At 48.9% G+C, this 23123-nt stretch carries 20 protein-coding genes; 4 read left to right on the plus strand and 16 right to left on the minus strand.

Features of this window, described 5'->3' with window-relative positions; genetic code table 11:
* Positions 1 to 74 precede the first annotated feature (74 nt).
* Genes H6995_10650 through menA form a run of 3 tightly spaced genes read left to right on the plus strand, consistent with a single transcriptional unit; the run spans position 75 to position 2383 of the window.
* Positions 75 to 608 (plus strand): TIGR02281 family clan AA aspartic protease, encoded by a 534-nt coding sequence (locus H6995_10650; GenBank protein MCP5215456.1) that lies wholly within the window; start codon positions 75 to 77, stop codon positions 606 to 608.
* A gap of 27 nt (positions 609 to 635) precedes the next feature.
* Positions 636 to 1475 (plus strand): carboxylating nicotinate-nucleotide diphosphorylase, encoded by an 840-nt coding sequence (locus tag H6995_10655; GenBank protein ID MCP5215457.1) that lies wholly within the window; start codon positions 636 to 638, stop codon positions 1473 to 1475.
* A gap of 17 nt (positions 1476 to 1492) precedes the next feature.
* Positions 1493 to 2383 carry a 1,4-dihydroxy-2-naphthoate octaprenyltransferase gene (gene menA / locus H6995_10660; GenBank protein ID MCP5215458.1) on the plus strand — a complete coding sequence of 297 codons (891 nt, stop codon included), beginning with the start codon at positions 1493 to 1495 and terminating at the stop codon, positions 2381 to 2383.
* Between the two features lie 16 nt (positions 2384 to 2399).
* Here menA and mutT read toward each other — a convergent pair whose 3' ends face one another.
* The 4 genes from mutT to H6995_10680 form a co-directional block, all read right to left on the minus strand.
* Positions 2400 to 2804 (minus strand): 8-oxo-dGTP diphosphatase MutT, encoded by a 405-nt coding sequence (gene mutT / locus H6995_10665; GenBank protein MCP5215459.1) that lies wholly within the window; start codon positions 2802 to 2804, stop codon positions 2400 to 2402.
* Between the two features lie 8 nt (positions 2805 to 2812).
* Positions 2813 to 4033, minus strand: a complete 1221-nt coding sequence (gene argJ / locus H6995_10670) for a bifunctional glutamate N-acetyltransferase/amino-acid acetyltransferase ArgJ (protein ID MCP5215460.1) — start codon at positions 4031 to 4033, stop codon at positions 2813 to 2815.
* Between the two features lie 91 nt (positions 4034 to 4124).
* The gene (gene secA, locus H6995_10675; protein MCP5215461.1) at positions 4125 to 6863 is read right to left on the minus strand and encodes a preprotein translocase subunit SecA; all 2739 of its coding nucleotides are present in this window, start codon (positions 6861 to 6863) and stop codon (positions 4125 to 4127) included.
* A 182-nt stretch (positions 6864 to 7045) separates the two neighbouring features.
* Complete coding sequence (locus H6995_10680) at positions 7046 to 7975, minus strand: M23 family metallopeptidase (GenBank protein ID MCP5215462.1); 930 nt, start codon at positions 7973 to 7975, stop codon at positions 7046 to 7048.
* 79 nt (positions 7976 to 8054) lie between these two features.
* On the opposite strand from H6995_10680, the gene H6995_10685 reads away from it, so the two are divergent.
* Complete coding sequence (locus H6995_10685) at positions 8055 to 8504, plus strand: DUF721 domain-containing protein (GenBank protein ID MCP5215463.1); 450 nt, start codon at positions 8055 to 8057, stop codon at positions 8502 to 8504.
* A gap of 97 nt (positions 8505 to 8601) precedes the next feature.
* Here H6995_10685 and H6995_10690 read toward each other — a convergent pair whose 3' ends face one another.
* The 12 genes from H6995_10690 to H6995_10745 form a co-directional block, all read right to left on the minus strand.
* Positions 8602 to 9513: a UDP-3-O-acyl-N-acetylglucosamine deacetylase gene (locus tag H6995_10690; protein ID MCP5215464.1), complete on the minus strand. Its 912-nt coding sequence runs from the start codon at positions 9511 to 9513 to the stop codon at positions 8602 to 8604.
* Between the two features lie 165 nt (positions 9514 to 9678).
* Positions 9679 to 10830 carry a cell division protein FtsZ gene (ftsZ, locus tag H6995_10695; protein ID MCP5215465.1) on the minus strand — a complete coding sequence of 384 codons (1152 nt, stop codon included), beginning with the start codon at positions 10828 to 10830 and terminating at the stop codon, positions 9679 to 9681.
* 61 nt (positions 10831 to 10891) lie between these two features.
* Positions 10892 to 12127, minus strand: a complete 1236-nt coding sequence (gene ftsA, locus H6995_10700) for a cell division protein FtsA (protein MCP5215466.1) — start codon at positions 12125 to 12127, stop codon at positions 10892 to 10894.
* Positions 12128 to 12142: 15 nt separating this feature from the next.
* Entirely contained in the window at positions 12143 to 13018 is an 876-nt protein-coding gene (locus H6995_10705) for an FtsQ-type POTRA domain-containing protein (GenBank protein ID MCP5215467.1), read from the minus strand.
* The gene (locus tag H6995_10710) at positions 13015 to 14001 is read right to left on the minus strand and encodes a D-alanine--D-alanine ligase (GenBank protein MCP5215468.1); all 987 of its coding nucleotides are present in this window, start codon (positions 13999 to 14001) and stop codon (positions 13015 to 13017) included. The genes H6995_10705 and H6995_10710 overlap by 4 nt, the downstream gene beginning before the upstream one ends.
* Positions 13998 to 15461: a UDP-N-acetylmuramate--L-alanine ligase gene (gene murC / locus H6995_10715; protein MCP5215469.1), complete on the minus strand. Its 1464-nt coding sequence runs from the start codon at positions 15459 to 15461 to the stop codon at positions 13998 to 14000. Before murC ends, H6995_10710 begins: the two co-directional genes overlap by 4 nt.
* Complete coding sequence (gene murG, locus H6995_10720; protein MCP5215470.1) at positions 15454 to 16560, minus strand: undecaprenyldiphospho-muramoylpentapeptide beta-N-acetylglucosaminyltransferase; 1107 nt, start codon at positions 16558 to 16560, stop codon at positions 15454 to 15456. The genes murC and murG overlap by 8 nt, the downstream gene beginning before the upstream one ends.
* A gap of 5 nt (positions 16561 to 16565) precedes the next feature.
* On the minus strand, positions 16566 to 17747 hold the full coding sequence (ftsW, locus tag H6995_10725; GenBank protein MCP5215471.1) for a putative lipid II flippase FtsW: 1182 nt from the start codon (positions 17745 to 17747) through the stop codon (positions 16566 to 16568).
* On the minus strand, positions 17744 to 19114 hold the full coding sequence (locus H6995_10730) for a UDP-N-acetylmuramoyl-L-alanine--D-glutamate ligase (protein MCP5215472.1): 1371 nt from the start codon (positions 19112 to 19114) through the stop codon (positions 17744 to 17746). The genes ftsW and H6995_10730 overlap by 4 nt, the downstream gene beginning before the upstream one ends.
* A gap of 44 nt (positions 19115 to 19158) precedes the next feature.
* Positions 19159 to 20241: a phospho-N-acetylmuramoyl-pentapeptide-transferase gene (locus H6995_10735; protein ID MCP5215473.1), complete on the minus strand. Its 1083-nt coding sequence runs from the start codon at positions 20239 to 20241 to the stop codon at positions 19159 to 19161.
* Positions 20232 to 21602: a UDP-N-acetylmuramoyl-tripeptide--D-alanyl-D-alanine ligase gene (gene murF / locus H6995_10740; protein MCP5215474.1), complete on the minus strand. Its 1371-nt coding sequence runs from the start codon at positions 21600 to 21602 to the stop codon at positions 20232 to 20234. The genes H6995_10735 and murF overlap by 10 nt, the downstream gene beginning before the upstream one ends.
* A complete protein-coding gene (locus H6995_10745; GenBank protein MCP5215475.1) occupies positions 21599 to 23122 on the minus strand; it encodes a UDP-N-acetylmuramoyl-L-alanyl-D-glutamate--2,6-diaminopimelate ligase in 1524 nt (507 codons plus the stop codon). The genes murF and H6995_10745 overlap by 4 nt, the downstream gene beginning before the upstream one ends.
* Position 23123: the final 1 nt, after the last annotated feature.

The raw sequence follows: 23123 nt of genomic DNA on the forward strand, positions 1-23123 counted from the left end.
TCATCCCTAGGCGTACATCTACCAAAATAGTATAGTTCAGATTCCATTATTTGCCCGTTGTCGGTACAAAAAAAATGAATTATCGTGAAGCACCGCCTCCCGGTAGAAGATTAGGTAAACTTATGGCTATCGCCGCCTGGCTATTGGGGCTGGCTATGCTCACCCTCCTGTTTGGCAATTTAGAGCGAAGCTGGCTCAACCCTAACCAGCAGCCAGTGTCCGCAGTCACTACCAAGGGGGTACAAGAGGTTACTCTCAAGGCCAATCGACAAGGGCATTATCTAGTTTCTGGAAGCATTAACGATATAGCTGTTGATTTCCTACTAGATACAGGCGCCACCGACGTCGCAATTTCTGAAAATATGGCGCAGCATTTGGGATTACAAAAGGGTTTGCGCGGCACGGCATCTACCGCAAATGGCAATGTTACTGTCTACGCAACCCGCATCCAGCGCTTACAAATAGGTAGTATTATCCTGTATGATGTGCCCGCCAGTATTAACCCCAGCATGGGCGAGTTTATCTTGTTGGGTATGAGCGCATTGCGTCAAGTCGAGTTTACTCAACGCGATAACCTTTTAACATTACGAAATTACCCCAACTCCTAGCTTGTTAGCATTAATCTAAATATCACCATGAACTACACTAAAACGCTCGCTCAGATCATTCAAGCCAATGTTACAACTGCCCTAGACGAAGACATCGGCAGCGGTGACCTAACTGCCCAGCTCATTCCCGCAGAGAATTTTGCCAAGGCCACTGTCATTACGCGGGAGTCGGCGACCATCTGCGGCGCGGATTGGGTTAATCAGGTCTTTCACCAGGTGGACCCCGATGTTGACATTGAATGGCTCGTCCAGGACGGCCAACAGGTTGAGTCGAACCAACCGTTGTTTAAGCTATCTGGCGCGGCCCGCTCATTACTCACGGGCGAACGCTGCGCGCTGAATTTCTTACAAACTCTTTCCGGTACAGCCACCATTTGTCGTCAGTACGCCAACCTAGTCGCGGACACTCAGGTGAAACTGTTAGATACCCGCAAGACTATTCCGGGTTTGCGCATTGCGCAAAAGTACGCCGTCACCTGCGGCGGCTGTTTTAACCATCGGATCGGTTTGTACGATGCTTTTCTGATCAAGGAAAACCATATTGCTGCCTGTGGCTCTATTGAAAAAGCCATCAGCGAAGCGCGTTATCTCGCTCCGGGTAAACCCGTCGAAGTAGAAGTGGAGAGTTTGTCAGAACTCAATCAAGCGCTGAACTCAGGTGCGGACACCATCATGCTAGACAACTTCAGCCTTGCGGATATGCGCATTGCCGTAGCAATCACTTCGGGTAAAGCAAAACTTGAAGCTTCAGGCAATGTAACTGAGCTCACCATACGACCCATAGCAGAAACCGGTGTCGATTATATTTCCATTGGAGCGCTGACCAAAGACTGTCGTGCTATCGATTTATCCATGCGTTTTGATTAGCGCCTTGCCAGAGCCTTATGAGACTGCTCAAGCTTTGGTGGAACGCCGCCCGCCCTAAGACCTTACTACTCTCTATAGGCCCGGTTCTAGTGGGTAACGGACTTGCCACGCAACAGCAATTTAGCCTGACTGTTCTAACCCTAAGCCTCACCACCGCCGTGCTACTTCAATTATTAACCAATATTGCCAATGATTATGGTGACACCAAAAGTGGCGTTGATGCTAATCGCCCGGGCGCTCCCAGGCAACTGCAATCCGGCGCAATCTCTTTACAGCAGGCGCGCCGTGCGCTCTATCTGTTAATAGCTCTTTGCTTGGTCAGCGGTTCACTGCTGATACTGCTGAGCAGTCTGTTCTGGCACTCTAAATTGCTATTTTTTATTCTGGGCAGCATTTCCGTTATTGCCGCAACTTGCTACACCTTGGGTTCCAGACCCTATGGTTATAGAGGTCTGGGAGATATTTCCGTGTTTCTTTTTTTCGGACTCGCCGCCGTAGCCGGCTCCTATTACCTGCAATCACAACAACTACCTTTCTGGATATGGCTACCCGCAGCAGCGGTAGGGTTACTGAGCGTCGGTGTCCTGAACATCAACAACATCCGTGATATGCAACTCGATCTGGCAGCTGGCAAAAGGACCGTTGCTCTTTATTTAGGGAAAACAGTCGCGTTAACTTACTTTAGTTCAAGCTGGGTAATCGCTATGGCCCTGACTGCCAGCTTTGCGTTACTAACACCCTACTGTTGGGTGCTGATTTGCCTTATCCTTATTCCCTTTTTTCTGAAATTGGATCGACGGCTTAGGCTCACTAGCGAATTTACAAATTACAATCAATGTTTAGTGGACATGGTAAAACTGACTTTCACCTATGAGCTGCTTTTTTTTACCGGATCAGTTTTAAGCTAAGATACGAGCAACAGGCTTATTTCGCCAAGAGCTTCGCCAAGATTGCTTGATTAGCGGCAGGGAATTGAAAGTGGCGGATATCTTTCAGGCTTACCCAAGTCACCTCCTGACCTTCTCGACCATAGGCACTACCGGCAAACTCAGTCACTTGCCAGACATTTAAATGGATGTGCTTGTCCTGATAATCATAATTAACCCTTAGTAACGGTTCGCAGACAATCACACTTATACCGAGTTCTTCATTCAGCTCCCGCTTCAGAGCAGCCTGTGGTGTTTCCCCGGCTTCTTGCTTGCCCCCGGGGAACTCCCATAAACCACCCTGATGCTTGTGTGCCGGACGTTTAGCGATACATATTTGGCCCTGTTCGTTATGAATAACGGCGGCAACAACCTGTGTTCTCTGGTTCGCTGAACCTGACATGAAGAAAATTAAGAACGGTAATCCGCGTTAATGGAGACGTAGTCATGCGACAGATCACAGGTCCAGACTTTCTCTCTGGCCTGGCCGCGACCAAGTTTGACTCGAATCGTAATTTCCTGCTGGTTCATCACCGCCTGACCTTGCGCTTCCGTATAACTGACAGCACGACCACCCTGCTCAGCAATGCAAATATCGTCCAGATAAATATCCACTTTCGAGACATCCAAGTTTTCCAACCCAGCCCTACCTACTACAGCCAGAATACGCCCCCAGTTAGGGTCGCTCGCAAATAATGCGGTTTTCACAAGAGGGGAATGGGCAATCGCATAGGCCACTAGCAGACACTCTTCTTCTGTTTTGCCGTCATCAACCTCAATACGAATAAACTTAGTCGCGCCTTCTCCATCTTTGATAATGGCTTGCGCTAACTCAACACAAACCTGAGTCACTGCACTCAATAATTTTTCATATAACGCACTCTCGGTACGCGCCAATACCTCGTCACCGCTGGTGCCTGTTGCAATCAAAACGCAGGCATCGTTGGTTGAGGTATCACCATCCACGGTGATGCGATTAAAAGATTCTTTATTAGCACTTTCAAGAAGCCTTTGTAAAACCGGTTGCAGAGCTGGCACATCGGTCGCGATAAAGGCAAGCATGGTCGCCATATCAGGCCGAATCATGCCCGAACCTTTAGCAATGCCCGTCACATGGAAGGCCTTGCCTTCATGCTCAAAACGCACACTGGCTCCCTTAGGACGGGTATCCGTCGTTAAAATACCCTGCGCGGCCTCGGCCCAGCCATCAGCACTAAATTGCTGCAGCGCCATCGGCAATGCATTGACTAAGCGTTGCACCGGCAGTGGCTCGCCAATAACGCCGGTAGAGAAAGGTAGAATACTTTGCGCGTCGCATTGCGCTAGCTGAGCCAACTGCTCGCAACAGTTTTTGGCCGCTTGCAGGCCCTGCTCTCCAGTGCCTGCATTAGCATTTCCTGTATTAATGAGAAGGTATTTTGGTGCTGCCACTTGCAGATGCTGTTTGGCAAGCACGACGGGGGCAGCGCAGAAACTATTCTTCGTGAAAACTGCCGCAATCTGGCTTCCCTCTGCGCACTCGATAAGCACCAAATCCTTACGCCCTGGCTTTTTAATACCTGCACTGACTGTACTTAATCTAACGCCCACTACGGGATACATATCGGGAAAACTATCAGGGCCTACAGCCATGGTTCAATCCTCTACTACTGACTCAAATTTCCTGTAAAACGCTATTTGCTGGCTCTTTTAGAATCAGCTCTGGCTATTGACGGAAACTTCCCTAGTTGGCATTCGACAAAGCGCCATGACAACGCTTATATTTTTTCCCTGAGCCACAGGGACAAGGGTCATTGCGCCCTATTTTCTCACCTTCGCGCACAAAGGGTTGCGCGGGCTCTTCTCCTTCAGAACCATCGGCTTCAGCAGAGCCTGACATGGCCGATGCTTCCGCGTGCTGGTATTCCATTTTTTGCTGCAGCTCTTCCTGCCGTTTACGCTCCAGTGCCTCCAGATCAGACTCTTGATAGAACTGTAAATGGCTGAGTATGCGCACCACATCATGCTTGATGCTATTTAATAGTTCCTGGAATAAATTGAAGGCTTCCCGCTTGTATTCCTGCTTCGGATTTTTCGCCGCGTAGCCACGCAAATGGATACCCATTCGTAAATGATCCATCGTTGCTAAATGTTCTTTCCATCGCGTATCCAGGGTTTCCAGCATGACTTGCTTTTCCACCCTGCGCATGATTTCAGAACCCACAGCCGCTTCTTTTTCACTATAAGCTGCAGCCATTTGCTCTAGAATTTTTTCCCGCAAGCCCTGCTCGTTCAAGGCATGATCTTGATCCAACCACTCCTGCACCGGCACGTCCAAATTCATTTCCGAACTAAGCTGTTGTTCCAGACCGGGGATATCCCATTGTTCCTCCAGACTTTGCGGCGGTATATAGGCTCTGACCACCTCATCGAGTACTGCAGCGCGCACCGCCACAATGGTCTGTGAAATATCTTCAGACTCCATGATCTCATCACGCTGCTGGTAGATCACACTACGCTGATCATTGGCAACATCATCGTATTCCAGCAATTGCTTACGAATATCAAAGTTATGCCCTTCCACCTTGCGCTGCGCTTTTTCAATGGCGTTGCTCACCATCCGATGCTCTATCGCCTCGCCCTTCTCCATACCTAAGGCTTGCATCAAATTCTTCACACGCTCAGATGCAAAAATACGCATAAGGTTGTCTTCTAATGATAAAAAGAAGCGCGATGAACCGGGGTCGCCTTGCCGACCGGAACGGCCGCGCAACTGATTATCAATACGACGTGACTCATGTCGCTCAGTACCGATAATATGTAAGCCACCCGCCTCAATAACTATTTTGTGCTGCTCTTGCCATTTAGCTTTTATCGCATCAATTTCCGCTTGTGATGGATTATCGAGCTTGGCAACTTCCGCCTCCCAATTACCACCCAGCATTATATCGGTACCACGACCCGCCATATTAGTAGCGATAGTAACAGCGCCAGGCTGTCCAGCCTGGGCGATAACTTCAGCTTCTTTAGCGTGCTGCTTCGCATTCAAGACCGCATGCTTTATTTTTGCTTTGTCTAATAACTTCGCCACATCTTCAGAGGACTCAATTGAGGCAGTACCCACCAAAACCGGTTGCTGCTTCTCGATGCAGGCCTTTATCTCTTCAATAATCGCATCGAATTTTTCTGCCATGCTAAGGTAAACCAAATCATTGGCGTCCTTTCGAATCATCGGTTGATTGGTAGGAATGACCACCACATCCAACCCATAAATTTGCCTGAACTCAAAGGCTTCGGTATCCGCAGTACCCGTCATTCCTGACAGCTTTTCGTAGAGTCGGAAATAATTTTGGAAGGTCGTGGAGGCTAGCGTTTGGCTTTCATTTTGAATAGCAACGCCTTCTTTTGCTTCAATCGCCTGGTGAGTTCCCTCAGACCAACGTCGACCAGCCATGGTTCGACCAGTGTGTTCGTCAACGATAACTATCTCATCATCCTGTACGATATAGTCAACATCACGTTGAAAGATGGCATGAGCCTTTAGGCCAGCATGCACATGATGTAACAGCCCTAAATTCTGCGGAGCATAGAGGCTTTCTCCTTCGGGTAGTAAGCCAGCTTCCGACAATAGTTCCTCAACCTGCTGGTGCCCTTCCTCAGTTAGCTCTACTGATCGGCTTTTTTCATTAATGGTAAAATCCCCATCAATCTCTGCCACTTCTTCGGTCGCTTCATAGCCACGTTTGAGCTTAGGAATAATTTTATTAATCTCAGTATAGAGTTTTGAGCTATCTCCTACAGCACCGGAAATAATGAGCGGTGTTCTCGCTTCATCAATAAGAATGGAGTCCACTTCATCCACGATGGCATAGAAGAGTGGCCGCTGCACTTTTTGCTCGATACTAAAGGCCATGTTGTCGCGCAGATAATCAAAGCCGAATTCATTATTCGTTCCATAGGTTATATCCGCCGCATAAGCCTGACGCTTAGTTTCATAATCCTGACCAGAACCAATAACACCGACCGTCAGGCCAAGAAATTCATGCACGGGCCCCATCCAACGGGCATCCCGGCTGGCGAGATAATCATTGACAGTGACGATGTGAACGCCCTTGGCGGGAATCGCGTTGAGATAGGATGGCAGGGTCGCCATCAGAGTTTTACCTTCACCCGTGCGCATTTCGGAAATTCTTCCCTCATGCAGGGTGATACCACCGATCATCTGTACGTCAAAATGACGCATTCCCAAAACTCTTTGGCTGGCTTCGCGAACCACCGCAAAAGCTTCAGGTAATAATTGATTCAACGTTTCACCGTCGTTAAAGCGTTGACGGAACTCTAGCGTTTTGCCTTGTAACTCCTGATCGGATAGCGCCTTTATCGATTCTTCCAGGGCATTGATCTGCTTCACCAGCTTACCCATGCGCTTTAATTCGCGGTCGTTCTTACTGCCAAATATTTTTCTAGTTACGTTTCCAATCATTTTTTTATCGCATCTTTAAAGGTTAGTTCGCCCGACCATTTTCAGCCCCGTGCCGGACGCGGTATTGTAAACTGATTAGGCCAAAGCCTAAACCAATGTTTCAGCCTATCTGGCCATTAAACTTCTAAATATTGAGTCGCGATGGGAATTAAACAAGTAGGCGGCGGGAAAAAGCGCTGGTATCAAAGGTTTTTGCGTTTGATATAGTTGATTGGATTAACAGGGGTCCCATTTTTTAGAATTTCATAATGCACATGAGGTCCAGTAGATCGCCCACTACTCCCCATCAAAGCGATGGTTTGCCCCTTTTCCACAACATCTCCAACCTTGACTAGTAACTTGTTGGCATGCGCATAGCGAGTAATCAAACCCCCACCGTGATTGACTTCCAACAGTTTTCCATAACCATTACGGAGCCCAGACCAAGTAACAACTCCGGCGGCAACGGCAATGATTTCTGAATTCTCTTTGCCTGCAAAGTCAACTCCCTCATGCCAGGCAATTCGACCCGAGAATGGGTCATTGCGACGACCAAAACCAGATGACATCCAGCCCCACTTCACAGGCCGTCCGGCGATGTAACGGTCACTCTCAAACTCCTGATTTCCTAGTAATTTATTAAGCACTTCCAACTCCTGCTCGCGTAACTCTATGTCGAGAGACAATTGGTTAATCGCGTCAATAAAGTTCGGCGGCGTATAGGAAACACCATCTTCTTCGGAGCTTGGCCCACCAAGTGCCGGCGTCCGTGAAAAATCGAATTCACCCTCTTCCAGTTTCGCCGTTTTAGTTAAATGCTCGCCCAGTGCATCGAGTCGAATTAATCTGGCGTGAAGCTCCGCCATTCTTATCGTCAAGGATTCCAGCTGCTCTTCAGATTCTTGCTTAAGTTGCTCTACTTTTCTGTCTTTGTTTTTTAGATCCTGAATCCAGGTACTTATATAATTCTCGCTACGCAATACATCCTGAGCATCGATTGCCGACCGATAACCAACACTAAAAACACCTACCAGGAGCACAGCAAAGAATAGGCCAATACAACAAAGCCAAATATTTCCCAAGGCTAAGGTTCGCGCTCTTCCATGTTTTCGGCTAACGAAAATTATATTCATACTGATTTTTTCGAGTTAGAGTCAGTTGACCATTCGGTTACTTGAGACATACCATGCTTAAGCAGAGGTCACTTAACTTATGAGCAGAGATAATTATAGCGCAGAGACAGAAATAAGCCGACTTATAAATGCTCGCGATTCAGCACTTGCTCGATTAATTGATCGAGCGCAAAAAATACTGTCTCTGCAAAGTAAGGTTAGTGCCCGGATACCAAAAGATTGTCAAGCGTTTTGCCATTTTCTCAGCTATCGCGATGGCCTCTTGAAGCTCCAGGCTGACTCAGCGACCTGGGCAACTCGTTTAAGGTTCCAGCAGCCGCAGATTATGGCACAGCTAAAACAACTCGCAGAGTTTCATGACATCGAACAAATAAGGATTCTCGTGCGACCGCAATATGTCAAACCAAACCCGAAGATCACAGCAAAACCTATTTCTCCAGCCGCGGCTGATCATCTCAGAACAATAGCCGACACCCTTGATCAACCTGAGCTAAGCGCCGCTTTACGCCATATCATCGAACCAAAATAATTAAGCCTGTCATAAAGTAGCAAAAAAATACCCCGACATGCCGGGGTATTTTGCTCACTATTAACCAATGCTCTTTGAGCTCTTAGCCTAATTACTATTAAATCGATAGCACCGGTCGCGAATAGGAGATCGGCGCATTTTCAATAGCGTCGAATGTTGCCACTTCCCAAGCATCTTCCTGGGCGATAAGCTTGCGTAATAAAATATTGTTTAGTCCGTGACCGGACTTAAAACCTTTAAATTCACCAATTAGGGTGTTGCCTAACAGATAGAGATCGCCAATCGCGTCCAGTACTTTATGTTTGACGAACTCATCGTCGTAGCGTAACCCATCTTCATTAAGAATACGGTAATCGTCCACCACGATGGCATTATCCATGCTACCACCCAGCGCCAAATTATGTGATCTCAAATATTCGATATCGCGCATAAAACCAAAGGTGCGCGCACGGCTAACCTCCTTCACAAAGGAAGTCGAAGAAAAATCAACTGACGCTTGTTGCAAGCGCCCCTTGAAAACAGGATGATCAAAATCGATGGTAAAAGTAACTTTGAAGCCGTCAAAGGGCTCAAAACTAGCCCATTTATCTCCGTCGGTGACCTTTACTTTGCGCTTGATGCGGATAAATTTTTTCGCAACAGGTTGCTCTTGAATACCGGCCGATTGAATCAAAAACACAAATGGCCCAGCACTGCCATCCATAATTGGCACTTCAGCCGCACTCAGCTCAACATAAGCATTATCAATACCCAACCCCGCCATAGCGGAAAGTAAATGCTCAACGGTATCGACACGAGCACCACCTTTCATTAAGGTCGTGGATAAAGTGGTCTCACCAACATTTTCCGCTAAAGCCGGAATTTCAACTACAGGGTCTAAATCGGTACGGCAAAATACAATACCGGTATCCGCAGGCGCAGGCTTGAGAGTCAGATAAACCTTCTCTCCTGAATGCAATCCAACTCCTGTGGCTCTAATGGTATTCTTTAGGGTACGTTGTCCAATCATAAATCAGGGACTCAAATGGCGTAAAAATTATAAGCAAATTCCAAAGGTTAGCCGCGAATACTAACAAATTTACTGACCCCTGTTAACAAACACTTCAATATTAATCGGAAAACTTTCGGCACTGCGGTGATGGCCATCGAGCCACAGTGCCGACATATCTAACGATTAATCGGCCTGACGGCGTAAAAATGCAGGAATATCCAGGTAATCCATGTCTCTGGCCGCCGCCGAGGAATGGTCAATCGCCACGTTACCCAGAGCTTGTTTGCGCATGACCGTTGGACGGTCAAGTTTTCCATAATCCACGCGTCCATCAACGCTAGGTTTTTGTTCTACGATTTCCATCTTTGGTTTCGGCTGAGCACCACCCAACCCGGTCGCCACCACTGTAACACGCAATTCATCGCCCATTTCTGGATCAATCACGGTTCCCACCACAACTGTCGCGTTGTCTGAGGCAAAATCCTCAACCGTTTCACCAACTTCAGAGAATTCACCCAACGACAGGTTCGGACCTGCTGTAATATTCACCAAAATACCACGCGCACCTTGTAAATTAACATCCTCCAACAAAGGACTTCGCACTGCTGCTTCTGCAGCTTCTTTGGCACGATTTTCTCCAGAGGCACTGCCGCTCCCCATCATTGCCATACCCATTTCAGACATAACGGTACGCACATCGGCAAAGTCCACGTTTATCATACCGGGGCGGATAATCAGATCAGCAATACCCTGTACGGCACCAAGTAACACATCATTCGCTGCACCGAAGGCTTTTAGAAGACTGGTGCTTTCACCCAGTACCGAGAGCAATTTCTCATTGGGAATAGTTATCAACGAATCGACATGTTCGGCTAAAGCCGCAATACCCGCTTCTGCGATTTGCGCGCGCTTGCGACCTTCAAAAGCAAAGGGTTTGGTGACAACAGCAACGGTCAAAATACCTAATTCTCTAGCAATTTGCGCAAATACTGGGGCAGCGCCAGTGCCGGTGCCACCACCCATGCCAGCCGTAATAAAAACCATGTCAGCGCCTTGCAGCACTTCAATGATGCGCTCACGGTCTTCCATTGCCGCCTGGCGACCAATTTCCGGGTTAGCGCCTGCGCCAAGCCCCTTTGTTACCTGTCCGCCAAGTTGCAATACCGTCTTAGCCGATATCGCCTTAAGCGCCTGCGCATCAGTGTTGGCACAAATGAACTCAACGCCTTCAACATTATTTGCCAGCATATGATTCAGCGCGTTACCGCCGCCGCCGCCAACTCCTACAACTTTTATTTCTGCACTTTGTGGAACGCTATCAATCAATTCAAACATGGCCATCTCCTCTTAGGATTTTACAAATAATTCATAATTTTAATGCTCATCATGAGCCGATCTAAAAGTTGTCCTTAAACCAACTTTTAATCTTGTCAAAAAAACCGCTAATAGTGCTTTTTTGTCGACTTTCCGAAAGCCCTTCCAGTTGCTGACGCATACCGTAGATCAACAAACCCACGCCCGTCGCATAGATAGGATTTCTTACTATGTCCGCTAACCCTTCCACACCCTGAGGCATGGCTAGGCGTACTGGCATATGAAATATCTCCTCTGCTAACTCAACAACGCCTTCCATTTTCGATGTCCCACCAGTGAGAACAATGCCAGCTGCCACTAAATCTTCAAATCCACTTCGTCGCAATTCCGACTGGATCAGCGTAAAGAGTTCTTCATAACGTGGCTCCACCACTTCCGCCAAGGACTGACGCGACAAATCCCGTGGCGCTCTATCGCCTACACTGGGCACTTTAATGGTCTCATCTGGGCCGGCAAGCTGAGTCAAGGCACAGGCGTACTTAATTTTAATTTCTTCAGCATTCTGGGTCGGCGTTCGCAATGCCATAGCGATATCATTAGTCACCTGATCGCCAGCTATCGGTATCACCGCGGTATGCCTAATAGAGCCATCGACAAATACCGCGATATCCGTGGTGCCGCCACCAATATCCACCATACACACGCCCAGTTCTTTTTCGTCATCAGTCAAGACTGCATAACTAGACGCCAATTGCTCCAAAATAATATCGTCCACATTCAAGCCGCAGCGACGCACACATTTTTCGATATTTTGCGCAGCATTGGCGGCGCAGGTGACCAGATGCACCTTCGCTTCCAACCTCACGCCGGACATCCCCAGCGGCTCCTTTACACCTTCCTGGTCATCAATGATGTATTCCTGCGGCAGAATATGAAGCACCTTTTGGTCTGCCGGAATCGCTACCGCCTGGGCGGCATCAATCACTCTATCCATATCCCCACGCGTCACCTCACGATCACGTATCGCAACGATGCCATGTGAATTCATACTCTTGATGTGACTGCCGGCAATTCCCGCATAAACCGAATGAATTTGGCAGCCCGCCATTAACTCAGCTTCTTCCACCGCACGCTGTATTGATTGCACCGTGGACTCAATATTAATCACGACGCCTTTTTTCATACCGCGCATCGGATGACTACCAATACCGACCACTTCGAGGAAACCATCAGGCGTAATTTCACCGACGATAGCCACTACCTTGGAGGTGCCGATATCTAACCCCACAATCATGTTGTTAACCGTCGCTCCGGTCATAGCGTTATTCTCTTGTTATGCCGTTGAACTACCATTAAATGTCCTAGCTATTTCGCCAATTACCGATACTTTTATGCTTGCTGTTTGCTTTATTCCCTCGCCCTTAGCACTAGCCTTCCAATGCACCGCAGCCCCATGGGTATAACGCAAATCAATTTTTTCTATCTCGTCAATTCGTTCACTTAAAGCATTTTTATAGAGCCCTCTAAATCGCTTTACCTTTTCCTCAAAATCACCGTTACCCAATTCAATATGAATACCCTGGGTCGTTAATATTTGCCAGGCGCCTCGCTGCTCCTTGCGCAATTCACTAATAACTAACCCCTCATCCTTAAACTGCGTCATCAACCAGCCAAGCTGTTGCAATATTTCCTTGCGACTATCGTAGGTACCAGTCAATCGAGGTAATTGATAGCGTTCTAAATCTGCCTTTGGCTTAAACACTTCGGCCTTAGCCGTCATTAATGCATCTTCGTTCCAGCGCACCACAGGTGACCTTTCCACCATATCGATCAGTAATAAATTCGGCCATTTACGACGCACCGACACCCGTTCAACCCAAGGCTGTTTTATTAGCAACTTTTGAATTTCAGTAAGATCCAGCGCTACTATTCCCGCATCAACCCGTTCCTGTACTAGCACCGCTATGGCTTGCGCATCCAAATGTTCAAACTGCCCGCGGATCTCGACTTTTTTAAGGGGTTGATCTACCAAACTTAACAACTGTATCCCCCCCCAATAAAGTCCGAAGACACTACCTAAGCCCAAGGTCAGAACGCAAAGCCTGCGGACTCTATGAGCGAGCCAATCAAGGTTATCTTGGTAGGCACTTTTGGTAGCTTTTACGCTAGCCCCACGCAACTCCTCTTTCTTGTTCGCTAACTTTTTCATCCTTTATAATTTACCCTGCGTTGTTCACGCTTTGCCGTACTCAGAATCTGCAAAACCAGCTGACTAAAATCCATTCCCAACGCTCTTGCCGCCATCGGCACCAAACTGTGACTAGTCATCCCAGGCACGGTGTTCACTTCCAAAAGATGAAAAGCATCCTGTGCATCCACCATCAAGTCGACACGCCCCCAGCCTTCACAATCCAGGCTTTCAAAAGCCTGCAAAGCAATCATCTGCATTTCTTTTTCCCGTGCTGGGGATAGGCCGCAAGGAATTAGGTACTGTGTATCGTCATCAATATATTTCGCCTGATAATCATAAAACTCGCGTTGTGTGACCAAGCGAATCACGGGGAGTGCCTGTCCTTTCAAAATAGCAACGGTATACTCGCCGTTACTCAGCCATTTTTCTGCCATCACCAAGTCATCATATTTGGCCGCCAAAGCATAGGCAGCTGGTAACTGAGAAGGTTGCTCAACCTTGGTTACTCCTACGCTTGAGCCTTCGTTCGCCGGTTTCACCATCAGCGGCAAACCCAGTTGTGCAGCCACCTCTTGCCAATTGGTATCTGCGCGCAACATGATAAAGTCCGCCGTCGGCAAGCCCATGCCTTGCCAAATTAATTTGCAACGCATCTTATCCATGGCCAGCGCCGATGCCAGCATCGAGCTACCGGTATAGGGCACCCCTAAAAATTCCAGCAGACAGGGAAGGCTGCCATTTTCACCCACACCGCCGTGCAGCATATTAAATAGCGTATCGATGGGTTGTCGCTGCATTAGCTCGATCATGCTCTCTTCGTCGGCACTAGCTTCCAGCGCAAAAGCATCTACTCCTGCTTTGAGCAAACCCTCCAATACTGCCTGACCACCGTTCAAAGAGACTTCTCGCTCCGAACTACGGCCACCCATTAATACGGCAACACGCCCGTAATCTTTTGGGTCTACCCGCGCAAAGTCTGAATTTTTATCATTGAAACTCATGCGCTTTTCTCTTTTTCTGGCTGTAGCCGTAATTTCGTTTCTGCTAAATTCGCTGACAGGGCACCAATATTGCCCGCCCCTTGCGTTAGCAGCACATCGCCATCTTTCAAAACATCCGCAAGTATTGAGGCCACATCTTCAGCGTGCTCAACAAAGATAGGATCGACTAAACCCCGTTGCCGCAAACTACGGCACAGGCTGCGTCCATCCGCACCGGCAATCAGCTCTTCATCCGCCGGATACACTTCCATTAACAGCAACAAGTCCACTTCCGAAAGTACCTGCACGAAATCATCATAGAGGTCGCGCGTACGGGTATAACGATGCGGCTGATAAATCATCACTAAGCGGCGCTCTGGCCAGCTGGCTCTGGCGGTATCGATGGTTGCTTTTACTTCTCGCGGATGATGACCATAGTCATCGACCATTAATACCTTACCGTCACCCACATCAAATTCCCCGGCAACCTGAAAGCGCCGACCAACACCACCAAACTTAAGCAACGCAGTGCAAATCGCTTGATCCGATACTCCCTCATCCGTGGCAACCGCAATCGCCGCAAGTGCATTTAGCACATTGTGTTGGCCGGGAATATTGAGAATTACCTGAAGGTCGGCCAATTCTCCGGGGCGCTTGGCGGTAAAACTCATAGAAAGGTTGTTGTGGCGGATATCAACCGCGCGATAATCCGCTGTTTCGTTGACGCCATAAGTGACGATGGGGCGACCAATCGCAGGCATAATTTCCCGCACATTTGGATCATCGCTACAGACTACCGCCAGACCGTAGAAGGGCAGGTTATGCAAGAACTGTATGAAAGTATCTTTGAGTTTGCCAAAGTCACCTCCGTAGGTGCTCATGTGATCCATATCAATATTGGTGACTACTGACAGCATGGGCTGCAAATGCAAGAAGGAAGCATCACTCTCGTCGGCCTCAGCTACCAAATAACGACTGCCGCCTAGCTTGGCGTTGGTACCGGCACTGTTAAGCAGCCCACCGATAACAAAGGTTGGATCCAGTCCCTCCTCCGCCAACAGCGAGGCGATGAGACTGGTCGTCGTAGTCTTACCATGGGTTCCGGCAACGGCAATACTATGGCGATAACGCATCAACTCGGCCAGCATTTCAGCACGGGGCACAATTGGGATACGATTTTCCTTGGCGTAGAGAATTTCTGGATTGCTTTGATCAATCGCACTGGAAACAACGATTACATCAGCGACCTTCACATTGGCTTCTGCATGACCGATATAAACAGTCATTCCCAACGCGCGCAAACGCTCCACAACCGCGCTGCTACGCAAATCCGAACCACTAATTTGGTAACCTTGGTTATGTAATACCTCAGCGATGCCACTCATACCGGCACCACCGATACCAATAAAATGAATCTGGCGAATACGGCGCATTTCTGGGGCAACAAACTGAGCGGCAACTGACTTTGTCGGCTTAGGCATGGCATAACTCCAGGCAGTAGTTGGCAACTCGATCCGTTGCATCCAGCCTTGCTAGCTGTCGTGCGTTTTCCGCCATTTGCAAGAGCTGGCTGCGCACGCTAAATTGTTCTATTAACACTTCTGCTAAATGCTGCGCGGTTAATTGCGGCTCTGGAATAATCAGAGCCGCACCAGCACTCTCTAGAAAACCTGCGTTGGCTGTCTGATGATCATCCACTGCGTGCGGGTAAGGCACCAAGATAGATGCCAGCCCAACGCAAGCAATTTCTGATACCGTCAAAGCTCCCGCACGACAAACAATCAAATCAGCCCAGGCGTATGCCTCATCCATATTTTGGATAAAATCATCTACTCTTGCGGCCACATTCAGCTGCTGGTATTCCGCCAAAACCACTCCGCTATTATTCTTGCCGGTCTGATGCCAAATTTCCAAGCGTTGTTGCGGCTCCATAAGCGCCATGGCTTGCGGCAACCTTTGATTAAGCACCTGCGCACCCAGGCTGCCACCCAGAATTAGCATACGCAATTGACCTTCACGACCTTGCATTCGCTCGGCCGGCGGCGGCAACTCAGTAATTGCCTGGCGCAGTGGATTACCAACACAGTATTCCTGTACTGAACTTTTCGTACCAAATGCGCCAGGAAAGGCCGTCAATACGCGCCGGGCGAATCGGGATAAAATCCGGTTCGTCATACCCGCAATGGCATTTTGCTCATGTATCACCAAAGGTTTACCCAAGCACCAAGCCGCAAGCCCGCCGGGGCCAGAGGCAAAACCACCCATACCTAACACGCAAGCGGGCTTTATTTTGCTGACCACAGACAGTGATTGCAGCAACGCGCGAACCAATTGGAAGGGCGCAATAAATCGACGTATCAGCCCTTTACCTCTCAAACCAGCGACACGGATGTAGTTAAGTGAAATATTGGCCTGCTTCACCACTTGCGCCTCAATACCCTGCTCAGTACCCAGCCATTCAATATTCCAGCCTAGCTGCCGTAATCGATGCGCAACCGCCAAGGCCGGAAAAACATGGCCACCCGTACCTCCCGCCATCACTAAAATGGTTTTACCGGCGGGTTTAATTTGTTCTGTCATGCCTGTCATGCCCGATACTTCTCCTGAGTCGCTGGCACCTGTTGGCTTTCATAATCAACCCGCAACACCATCGCAATGGAAACTGCACAAACAATCAAGCTGCTGCCGCCATAGCTTAGCAAGGGTAAGGTTAAGCCCTTGGTAGGCAACAACCCCGTATTAACTCCGATATTAATCATCGTTTGTGCGGCCAGTAAAAAACCAATGCCGTAACAAAGATAAGCCGCAAAAAACCGACCGGTATGCTCTGCTCTATGTCCGATCGATAAGCAGCGATAGACCAGCATCAGGAATAACCCGATCACCAATATCGAACCCAGCAATCCCATTTCTTCTGCCCAAATGGCAAATACAAAATCAGTATGCGCTTCCGGTAAATAGAAAAGCTTTTGCACACTGTTGCCTAGCCCGACACCAAACCATTCACCACGACCAAAGGCGATCAGTGCTTGCGTCAATTGGTAGCCGCTTGCAAACACATTTTCTTCCGCCCAGGGATCCATAAAGGTAATAAGACGTTGCATACGATAAGGTTGCGCGATCGCCACCAAGGCCATCGCTACGCCACTTACGCTGATCAACACGACAAACTGCACCAGCCTTACGCCGCCCAGGAACATCATGCCCAGTGAAGCCGTCATCAGCACCACGACAGCACCAAAATCTGGCTCCAGTAGCAAGAGCACTATGGCAAGTAACATGACCAACATCGGTTTGATAAAACCTGACCATTGACTGCGCACTTCCTGGAGACGACGCACCAAATACCCGGCGAGATAAATCAGCATAAATAATTTGGCGACTTCCGACGCCTGCATGCTAATAGGCCCAATTTTTAACCAACGCATACTGCCATTTACTTCACGGCCAATGCCCGGCACGAGCACCAGCGCGAGCAGGACTAACGAGAGAACTAATAATACCCACCCCAGCTTTTCCCATAGATTGATGGGTACTAAAAAAGTCAATCCAGCCAAGCCCAGTGCCACACCCAAATACACTAGGTGGCGGATCAGGTGATAAAAAGGACTGCCATAATTTGCCTGCGCCACTTCGGTGGAGGCAGAACCGACCACCACAATGCCAATTGCCATCAGCAAGCCAGCCGTCATGACTAAGGGACGATCCAAGCGGGGCAATAAATGTCCACGTGGCGGTAGTATTTGGCTGACTAAAGAAGTCATCATAACGCCCTCACCGCATCGATAAAGGCATCACCCCTCGCCTCAAAATTATTGAACATGTCAAAACTAGCGCAAGCGGGCGACAGTAACACCATGTCTCCCGGCAAAGCTGCCGCCGCCGCTTTTTCGACGGCTTGCGACATTGAGGCAGCGCGCAATAAAGGGAATTCCTCAGCACAAACAGGAGATAATGCCTGTGCTATTTTTTCAGCATCGCGTCCGATTAATACCAATGCACGGCAATAATGACGCACGGATTCATTCAATTCGCTAAAATCAGCTCCCTTGCCTTCACCACCGGCAATTAACACGATCTTGCCGGATTCCGCTGCGCCCAACCCGTTAATAGCTGCTAAGGTAGCGCCAACGTTCGTACCTTTTGAGTCGTTGTAATAATCGACTTGTTGCCGTTGACGCACCCATTGGCAACGGTGCGGCAAGCCAGCAAACTCACGCAACGCGGTCAACATGGCATCCATCGGCAATCCTGCCGCATGCCCTAACGCAAGCGCCGCCAATGCATTACTGAGGTTATGCGCACCTTTTATTTTCAACGCCATAACTGGCATCAGTTTTTTCTCGCCGTAGGCTAGGTAAGCTTGCGATATCTCATGAATAACGCCAAATTCCCCTGCTTTTGGCTCCCCCAAACCAAAACGAGTAACGCGCACAGTTGTGGGTAACAAGCTATGGGTTTGAGGGTCATCTAGGTTTAACACTATCTGCGAACAACCGCGGAAAATACGCTGTTTGGCACGGCGATAGGCCTCGTAGCTGGCGTATCGATCCATGTGGTCTGGGCTGAGGTTAAGTATGGTCGCCACTTGGGCATGTAATTTCTCAGTAATCTCCAACTGGAAACTGGACAGTTCTAGCACATAGAGATCTTGTTGATTGTCGCCAGACTCCATGGCCTGTTCCGCCAATTCCAGTACTGGGGTGCCCAGGTTGCCGCCAACTCCCACTGTTTTCCCTGCACGCTCTGCCATCAAGCCAACCAGTGTGGTCACTGTGCTTTTCGCATTGGAGCCGGTAATTGCCACTATTGGCGCGCTGACGACGCCACAAAACAAATCGATATCACTACGAACTTGCACGCCCACAGCGATGGCTGCGGCAATGGCTGGATTATTTAGCGCAATACCTGGACTCAGGATCAGTTGATCGGCCTGTTTTAACAACGTTTCATCAAGCGGCCCTAAACACACAACCCGCTCTGGCTGCTCCATTTGCAGCTGATGTAAATAGGGTGGCTGTTCGCGTGTATCGACAAGCATAAAATCGACACCCCGAGCCGCTAAAAAGCGCGCACAGGAATATCCGGTTTTACCCAAACCAACGACTATTGTTGCCGGATATTTAGCCTTCATTGCTAGCACTGTGTTCCCATTCACCCATTCAATCTGCTTGTCGACTAACGTAATTTCAGAGTGGACAATCCCACCAACACCAAGAACAGTGTGATAATCCAGAACCGGACAATCACTCTCGGTTCCGGCCAACCTTTTAGCTCAAAATGGTGGTGGATAGGTGCCATTCGGAAAATTCTTTTTCCGGTTAGCTTGAAAGACGCCACCTGTAAAATAACGGATACAGTTTCCATGACAAAAATGCCACCCATAATAAAAAGTACGATTTCCTGGCGCACAATGACCGCTACAATTCCGAGCGCCGCACCCAGAGCCAGCGCGCCAACGTCGCCCATGAACACCTGCGCCGGATAGGTGTTAAACCAGAGAAAACCCAAACCTGCACCAACAATGGAAGCGCAGAACACAACCAACTCACCCGCTCCCGGTAAATAAGGAATATGGAGGTAATCGGAAAACTGTGCGTTACCACTTAGGTAGGCAAAGATACCCAGAGCTGCGCCAACCATGACGGTTGGCATAATTGCTAAGCCATCAAGACCGTCGGTAAGATTGACTGCATTGCTAGTGCCCACGATAACGAAATAGCTCAGCACGATATAAAACATCCCCAGCTGAAGCGCGACATCCTTAAAGAACGGAACAATAAGCACCGTCTCCTGTGGACTGCCAGCCGTGGAATAAAGATAAAAAGCTGCACTCAGACCACCAACCGATTGCCAAAAATATTTCCAGCGCGCAGGCAACCCACGAGAGTTTTTCTCTACTACTTTACGATAGTCATCAATCCAACCGACAGCACCAAAGATCAGAGTAACCCCAAGCACTGTCCATACGTAGCGACTATTTAAGTCACTCCAAAGGAGTGTGCTAATCAGAATTGCCACTAGAATCAAGGCCCCGCCCATGGTGGGAGTACCTACCTTGCTTAAATGCGTTTGCGGCCCATCATCACGCACGGCTTGGCCGATTTGATAATGACTCAATCGTCTGATCATAACCGGCCCAACCATCAACGAGATCAAAAGAGCTGTCATAACCCCCAGAATCCCTCGCAACGTAAGGTACTGGAATACAGCAAAAAAACGTTCATATTGCGCCAGATACTCTGCCAAACTTAAGAGCATTCTTGTTCTCCTTCAGTAATGGCCGCCACAACATCTTCCATCTGTGCACTTCGTGATCCTTTAACCAAGACGGTTGTATTTTTAGTCATAATCCTGCTGAGGGCTGCCACCAACTGCTCCTTGCTGCTGTATGCTGCGCCACGATCACCAAATACAGACGCAGCCTGCGCGCTCAAATTGCCTATTGATAACAGTTGATCTATCCCTTGCGCCAGAGCATAGCGACCCGACTCAATATGTGCGTTGTGCGCCTGCTCGCCTAATTCAGCCATATCGCCCAACACGAGCACCTTACGACCGGTACAGCGGCTCAGCACGTCCACTGCCGCGCGTAACGATTCAGGGTTTGCGTTATAGGTATCATCAATCACCGTTGCCCCATGCAATCCATCCAAACGGGTTAGTCGTCCGGCCACCGGATAGGCAGCTTCCAAACCAGCCTTGATCTGTTGTAAATCCGCACCTAACGTCATTGCTGCTGCGCTGGCCGCCAAGGCGTTCGCAATACTGTGTTTACCCAAGTGATTCAGTTGAATACTGACCTCCCCCTGAGGAGAAACCAGATCAAACGCGAAGCAACCCTTGTCGTCCTCAATGACGTTACGCGCATAAAAATCAGCACCCGCAGTGTCATCAATACTGAAAGTGAGATGCTTGCGTTTACCTGCACGCTGAATCCATTTGTAGGCGTTAAGATCATCGCTATTGATAATCGCTGTGCCCTCAGCAGGTAAGCCATCAATAATTTCACCTTTAGCCTGGACGATATTACTAAGGCTGCCAAACCCCTCAATATGCGCTTCTGCCGCATTGGTGATGACGGCAACATCCGGTTTGACCAGCGCAACCGTATAGGCAATTTCACCCACCGAACTGGCGCCGAGCTCCATTACCGCAAACTGATGCTCAGCTGATAGCTGCAGAAGGGTTAAAGGTACACCGATATCGTTATTAAAATTTCCTTTAGTCGCCAGCACCGACCCACATTGGCGTAAGATCGAAGCAGTCATTTCTTTTACCGTTGTTTTTCCCGTGCTACCAGTGACCGCAAAGATCTTGCCAGCAAAAACCTCACGATTCATGGCTGCGATTTGGCCAAGCGCCTCTCGCGTATCCGCTACCCGCAACTGAGGGAGCTGACTTTCCACTGACTCGCTCACCAGTAGGGCTACCGCACCTTTTTCCGCCGCCAGACTTACAAATTGATGGCCGTTAAAATTAGGCCCCTTAATAGCAATGAACAAATCACCGGCATTTAAGGTGCGGGTATCGATACTCAGACTGGAAAAGCTGGCATCCGCTTGACCTGGCACTGCGCCCAATCGACTACTCAGTTGCCTAAGTGTTAAGTTACGAATCATTTGCCGCGCGAAGCCTCTTCCATAGAGCGTTTTATGTTAAGCGCCTGCTTGACCTGTTCGGCATCGCTAAAAGCAATACGCGCACCCTTTACTTCCTGCCAATGCTCATGTCCTTTGCCGGCTACCAAGATCAAATCACGGCTATGCGCACTATGAATGGCCATCTGAATGGCGAGTGCACGGTCCAGTTCAAGTATGGTTTGTGCAGGTTTACGCAGGCCTGATTGGATATCCGCAATAATCTGCTGCGGAGCCTCGGTGCGCGGATTATCGTTCGTCAGTACCAGTTGATCCGCCAAGCGCTCAGCCACTTCTCCCATCATTGCTCGCTTACCCCGATCACGCTCTCCGCCGCAACCAAAAACACACCAAAGCTCTCCGCTACAAAGTTCTCGCAAACTCACCAACACCCTTTCTAAGGCATCCGGTGTATGTGCATAGTCGACGATCACCGTCGGTAGTCCGCCACCACCAAATCGCTCCATTCGTCCAGGCACGGTGCTTAAGTGCTTCACCGCTTCCAATACCCGTGGTAGCGAAATTCCTTGCGCACAAAGCACACCGATTACCGCCAGCAAATTCGACAGGTTAAAACGGCCTAATAACGAGCTGGTTAATATGCCTTCTCCCCAAGGGCTGTATAGGGTCGCGTAAATGCCTCGGGCGGAAAACTCCAGGTTGGATACTGTAATATCAGCATCCTGGCTTTCAACGCCATAGCGAAACAGCGCTATACGATCCGGCATTTTGTCGGCCAATTGGCGACCAAATTCATCATCAACATTCACAATGGCGTGTTTGATGCCAGGTAGCAAAAAGAACTGCCGTTTACACTCGGCGTAGACGGCCATGCTACCGTGGTAATCCAAATGATCGCGACTCAGGTTAGTAAAGACAGCCGAATCAAAGTGAATACCATTTACTCGACCCTGTTCCATCCCATGCGACGACACTTCCAAAGCAACCGCTTTTAATTTCTGATCAACCATATCCGCTAAAATACGCTGCATTGCTATAGCATCGGGCGTCGTGTTTTCAGTCTTATTGAGCGCCCCAACTAAACCGTACCCTAGGGTGCCAATTAAGCCACAGTCAATGCCGAGATAGGTCAGCGCTTTCGCAATAAATTGGCAGCAGGAGGTTTTACCATTGGTACCGGTAACGCCGATTACTTCTAGCTGCTTTGACGGCTCGCTAAAAAACCGACCGGCAATCTTGCTAACATTTGCCTTTAATTCTTTCACACCAACCAGTGGAACTTTGCAATCGCCAATATCAACAAGCGTTTCAGCCTCAACCAGTACGGCGGACGCACCACGTTCGACAGCGCTTTCTATGTATTGCACGCCGTCATCCCGATACCCTTTTAACGCCACAAACAGGTCTCCCTTAACCACCTTACGGCTGTCGAGCTTTAGGTCAGACACACGACTTCCACGAGGCACTGGTGCGGCATCAATTCCCGATAATAAATTTGCGAGAGTGGCTCTACGTGCGGGTTGCTGTGAGAGGTTGCTCATA

Source organism: Pseudomonadales bacterium (assembly GCA_024234615.1).
In the GTDB taxonomy this organism is placed as follows: domain Bacteria; phylum Pseudomonadota; class Gammaproteobacteria; order Pseudomonadales; family IMCC2047; genus JAJFKB01.

Excerpts from the sequence above, each read along its gene's own strand:
- ftsZ (MCP5215465.1), bottom strand. The coding sequence starts at position 10,830 with ATGTTTGAATTGATTGATAGCGTTCCACAAAGTGCAGAAATAAAAGTT.
- H6995_10735 (MCP5215473.1), bottom strand. The coding sequence starts at position 20,241 with ATGCTCTTAAGTTTGGCAGAGTATCTGGCGCAATATGAACGTTTTTTT.
- H6995_10690 (MCP5215464.1), bottom strand. The coding sequence starts at position 9,513 with ATGATTGGACAACGTACCCTAAAGAATACCATTAGAGCCACAGGAGTT.
- ftsW (MCP5215471.1), bottom strand. The coding sequence starts at position 17,747 with ATGATGACTTCTTTAGTCAGCCAAATACTACCGCCACGTGGACATTTA.
- H6995_10730 (MCP5215472.1), bottom strand. The coding sequence starts at position 19,114 with ATGAAGGCTAAATATCCGGCAACAATAGTCGTTGGTTTGGGTAAAACC.
- argJ (MCP5215460.1), bottom strand. The coding sequence starts at position 4,033 with ATGGCTGTAGGCCCTGATAGTTTTCCCGATATGTATCCCGTAGTGGGC.
- secA (MCP5215461.1), bottom strand. The coding sequence starts at position 6,863 with ATGATTGGAAACGTAACTAGAAAAATATTTGGCAGTAAGAACGACCGC.
- H6995_10685 (MCP5215463.1), top strand. The coding sequence starts at position 8,055 with ATGAGCAGAGATAATTATAGCGCAGAGACAGAAATAAGCCGACTTATA.
- H6995_10680 (MCP5215462.1), bottom strand. The coding sequence starts at position 7,975 with ATGAATATAATTTTCGTTAGCCGAAAACATGGAAGAGCGCGAACCTTA.
- murF (MCP5215474.1), bottom strand. The coding sequence starts at position 21,602 with ATGATTCGTAACTTAACACTTAGGCAACTGAGTAGTCGATTGGGCGCA.
- H6995_10705 (MCP5215467.1), bottom strand. The coding sequence starts at position 13,018 with ATGAAAAAGTTAGCGAACAAGAAAGAGGAGTTGCGTGGGGCTAGCGTA.
- H6995_10655 (MCP5215457.1), top strand. The coding sequence starts at position 636 with ATGAACTACACTAAAACGCTCGCTCAGATCATTCAAGCCAATGTTACA.
- ftsA (MCP5215466.1), bottom strand. The coding sequence starts at position 12,127 with ATGACCGGAGCGACGGTTAACAACATGATTGTGGGGTTAGATATCGGC.
- mutT (MCP5215459.1), bottom strand. The coding sequence starts at position 2,804 with ATGTCAGGTTCAGCGAACCAGAGAACACAGGTTGTTGCCGCCGTTATT.
- H6995_10650 (MCP5215456.1), top strand. The coding sequence starts at position 75 with ATGAATTATCGTGAAGCACCGCCTCCCGGTAGAAGATTAGGTAAACTT.
- H6995_10745 (MCP5215475.1), bottom strand. The coding sequence starts at position 23,122 with ATGAGCAACCTCTCACAGCAACCCGCACGTAGAGCCACTCTCGCAAAT.
- murG (MCP5215470.1), bottom strand. The coding sequence starts at position 16,560 with ATGACAGAACAAATTAAACCCGCCGGTAAAACCATTTTAGTGATGGCG.
- murC (MCP5215469.1), bottom strand. The coding sequence starts at position 15,461 with ATGCCTAAGCCGACAAAGTCAGTTGCCGCTCAGTTTGTTGCCCCAGAA.
- H6995_10710 (MCP5215468.1), bottom strand. The coding sequence starts at position 14,001 with ATGAGTTTCAATGATAAAAATTCAGACTTTGCGCGGGTAGACCCAAAA.
- menA (MCP5215458.1), top strand. The coding sequence starts at position 1,493 with ATGAGACTGCTCAAGCTTTGGTGGAACGCCGCCCGCCCTAAGACCTTA.